The 3305-nt window shown below is 70.1% G+C and carries 2 protein-coding genes; both read right to left on the bottom strand.

The genetic code is table 11. From position 1 onward, the window contains the following. Positions 1-2460 (bottom strand): penicillin-binding protein (locus ACKOQ4_RS08680; RefSeq protein WP_526290855.1); only part of this gene is annotated, 2460 nt, incomplete at its 3' end. Between the two features lie 50 nt (positions 2461-2510). After that, a complete protein-coding gene (gene rraA / locus ACKOQ4_RS08685) occupies positions 2511-2990 on the bottom strand; it encodes a ribonuclease E activity regulator RraA (protein WP_526290857.1) in 480 nt (159 codons plus the stop codon). Between the last annotated feature and the right edge of the window lie 315 nt (positions 2991-3305).

The raw sequence follows: 3305 nt of genomic DNA on the forward strand, positions 1-3305 counted from the left end.
CGGCGGCGGGGCGTCAGCCGGCGGTGGGGGTTCGGCCGGCGGTGGCGGCGGGTTGTTGTAGTCCGGCGTGTAGTCGTCGTAGGTCGGCGTGTAGGTGTTCTGGGGCCGGCTGTAGTCCGGGGTGTACGCCGGCGGTGCCGGGGGCGGGGTGTAGACCGGCACCGGCGCCACGCCGTTGCTGACGTTGATCGTCACGATCGAACCGGGAAGCAGCGCTCCGCTGGGCGTGGTGCCGATCACCGTGTCCTTGGTCGAGTAGCTGTTCAGCGGCGTCGGCACGTCGGCCACCTGGAAGCCGGCGTCCCTGATCCGCTTCTTGGCCGCGTCGAGGTTGAGGCCCACCACCTCGGGCACCGGCACGCCGGGCGCGCCGTTGACGTAGCGCGGATCGGTGGGCGGCAGGGCGACCTGCCCGAAGTTGGTGGCGATCGGACTCATCGCCAGGAACCAGGTCTGCGCCGGCGAGGTGCCGCCGTAGAGGTTCCCGCTTCCTCCGCACTTGCGGAGCGGGAAGGCGCACAGCGCAGCAGGTTTCGGAGAGTCGTCGAACACGTAGCTGGCCGCGGCCAGCTGGTTGGTGTAACCGACGAAGGCCGACGACCGGTGCGACTCGGTGGTGCCGGTCTTGCCCGCCATCGGCAGGCCCCAGCCCACCGAGCCCGCAGCGGCTGCGCCGGTGCCCATCGTGGTGTCCTTCGCCAGGGCGTTGGTCAGGGTGTTGGCGAGGCCCTCGGGCACCACCTGCTCGCACTTGGCGGTCGGGATCGAGACCTCCTTGCCGTTGCGGTCGAAGACCGTGTCGATCGGGTTCGGCGGGCACCACATCCCCCCGGAGGCCAGGGTGGCCGCGACATTGGACAGCTCGAGTGCGTTCACCTCGAACGGGCCCAGGGTGAACGAGCCGATGTTCTCCCGCTTGATGTAGTCGGCCAGGCTCTCGTCGCTTTTGACGTAGTCGCGGGCGGTACCGGCGTCGGCGTAGGACCGCAGGCCCAGCCGGACCGCCATGTCGACGGTGCGGCCGACCCCCACCTGCTGGATCAGCTTGGCGAAGGCGGTGTTGGGCGACAGCGCGAGGGCGTCGGTCATGCTCAACGGGCTGCGGTAGCCGGCGGCGTTCTTGACACACCAGGTCTTGGGCGGGCAGCCCGGCGTCTGGCTGTCGCCCAGACCTTTGCCGGCGAAGTACGGCGGTACCTCGAGCATGGCGTTGATGCCCATGCCCATGTCCAGGGCCGCGGCGGCGGTGAAGATCTTGAACACCGATCCCGCGCCGTCGCCGACGAGGGTGTAGGGCTGCGGCTGCACGGTCTGGCCGGCCTCCAGCTTCAGCCCGTATCCGCGGTTGTCGGCGATGGCCACCACCCGGTGGCTGTCCTTGCCCGGCCGGATGACGCTCATCACGCTGGCGACGTCGGCCAGGTCGGGGCTGGCCACCGCGTTGATCGCCTGCTTGACGCTGGTCTGCACCGTCGGGTCCAGCGTGGTCTTGATCAGGTAACCCTTGCGGGCGACGTCCTGCTTGCTGATCCCGGCCCGGGCCAGGTACTCCAGGGCGTAGTCGCAGAAGAAGGCGCGGTCCCCGGCGGCTATGCAGCCCTGCTGCAGCGAGGCGGGCTGGGGCAGGACGCCCAACGGCTGGCTCTTAGCCGCGCGCAACTCTCCGGCCCGATCCGGAATGTTCTCGATCATGGTGTCCAGCACCAGGTTTCGCCGATCCAGCGCACCCTCGGGATTGGTGTAGGGGTTCAGCGCGGAGGTGGACTGCACCATGCCGGCCAGCAGCGCCGCCTGTTGCCAGTTCAGTTGGGAGGCGTCGACTCCGAAGTAGGTGCGCGACGCCGACTGCACCCCGTAGGCGCCGTTGCCGAACGGGACGAGGTTGAGGTAGCGGGTCAGGATCTCCGGCTTGCTCAGTGCGCGGTCCAATGCCAGCGCCATCCGGATCTCCCGGAGTTTGCGGGCCGGTGTGGTCTCCACCGCCGCCTGGCGGTCCGCATCGGTCTCCGCGTTGACCAGCAGGTTGAAGTTCTTGACGTACTGCTGCTCGATGGTCGACCCGCCGCGGGTGTCGCTGCCGCCCTTGAGGAACCCGGCCAGACCGGTCAGGGTGCCTTGCAGGTCGACGCCGTTGTGCGCGGCGAAGCGCTTGTCCTCGATCGAGACGATCGCCAGTTTCATGGTGTCGGCGATGCGCTCGCTCGGCACCTCCCAGCGCCGCTGGACGTACAGCCAGGCGATCGGTTTCCCGGCCGCGTCGACCATGGTCGAGACGGCCGGGATGTCACCGCCGACGAGGTCGGCCGAACCCTGGGTGACCAGATCCGAGGCGCGGTTGCTCGCCACCCCGAGACCGCCCACCACGGGGAACATCAGGCCGGCGACCAGCGCGCCGGCGAGCACGCAGAACAGCGCCATCCGGCGCAAGGCGGGCCGCGTCGGGGATTGCTGATCCGACATTCCGCTCACCCTAGGCCGAACCCGATGCACGGTCCAACGCGGCCACCCCCCTAGGGGGCGACGACGACGATCCCGTCGTCGTCGCTGACGGCGACGTCGCCCGGACGGAACTCGACCCCGCCGAGCACCAGCACGACGTCTCGTTCACCGGCCCCGGTCCTGGCACTCTTGCGCGGGTTGGTGCCCAGTGCCTTGATGCCGATGTCGAGGGTCCGCAGCGTGGCGGCGTCGCGCACGGCGCCGTTGATGATCAGACCGGCCCATCCGCCCGCCCGGGCCGACTCGGCGATGACGTCTCCGACCAGTGCGGTGTGGAGCGATCCGCCGCCGTCTATCACCAGGACCCTGCCCCCGCCCGGTTCGGACAGCACCGACTTGAGCAGAGCGTTGTCCTGGAAGCAGCGGACGGTGACGATCGGCCCGGCGAACTCGGTGCGGCGGCCGAACTGACGGAACTGGATGTCGCAACTGCGGGCGTCGGGTCCGATGTCGTCGACCAGGTCGGCGGTCGGCCTGAAGGCCTCGGTCATGCCGGCGGGTCTCAGCTGCGCCGCAACCGGCGCAGGACGATGGCCGCGCCGGCGAGCGCCAGGCCGATCGCGATCGGGACCGCCAACCCGGATTTCGGCGGGCGCGCGACTTCGGCCCGGGGCTGCGGCGGCGCTCCGGGCGGGGCGGCGGGGAGCGATAGATGACAGACCCGCAGCACCGGCCCGAGAAGCGCGGCGGGCCACCCGCTCCCAAGAAGGCACCCGCGAAGAAGGCACCCGCGAAGAAGGCACCGGCGAAAAAAGCACCGGCGAAAAAAGCACCGGCGAAAGCGGCGGCGGCTCCTGCCACTCCCC

This window comes from Mycobacterium sp. (genome assembly GCF_046095365.1).
Taxonomy (GTDB): domain Bacteria; phylum Actinomycetota; class Actinomycetes; order Mycobacteriales; family Mycobacteriaceae; genus Mycobacterium.

Bases quoted from the DNA above. Each gene is read 5' to 3' on its own strand.
- rraA (WP_526290857.1), bottom strand. From the start codon at position 2,990: ATGACCGAGGCCTTCAGGCCGACCGCCGACCTGGTCGACGACATCGGA.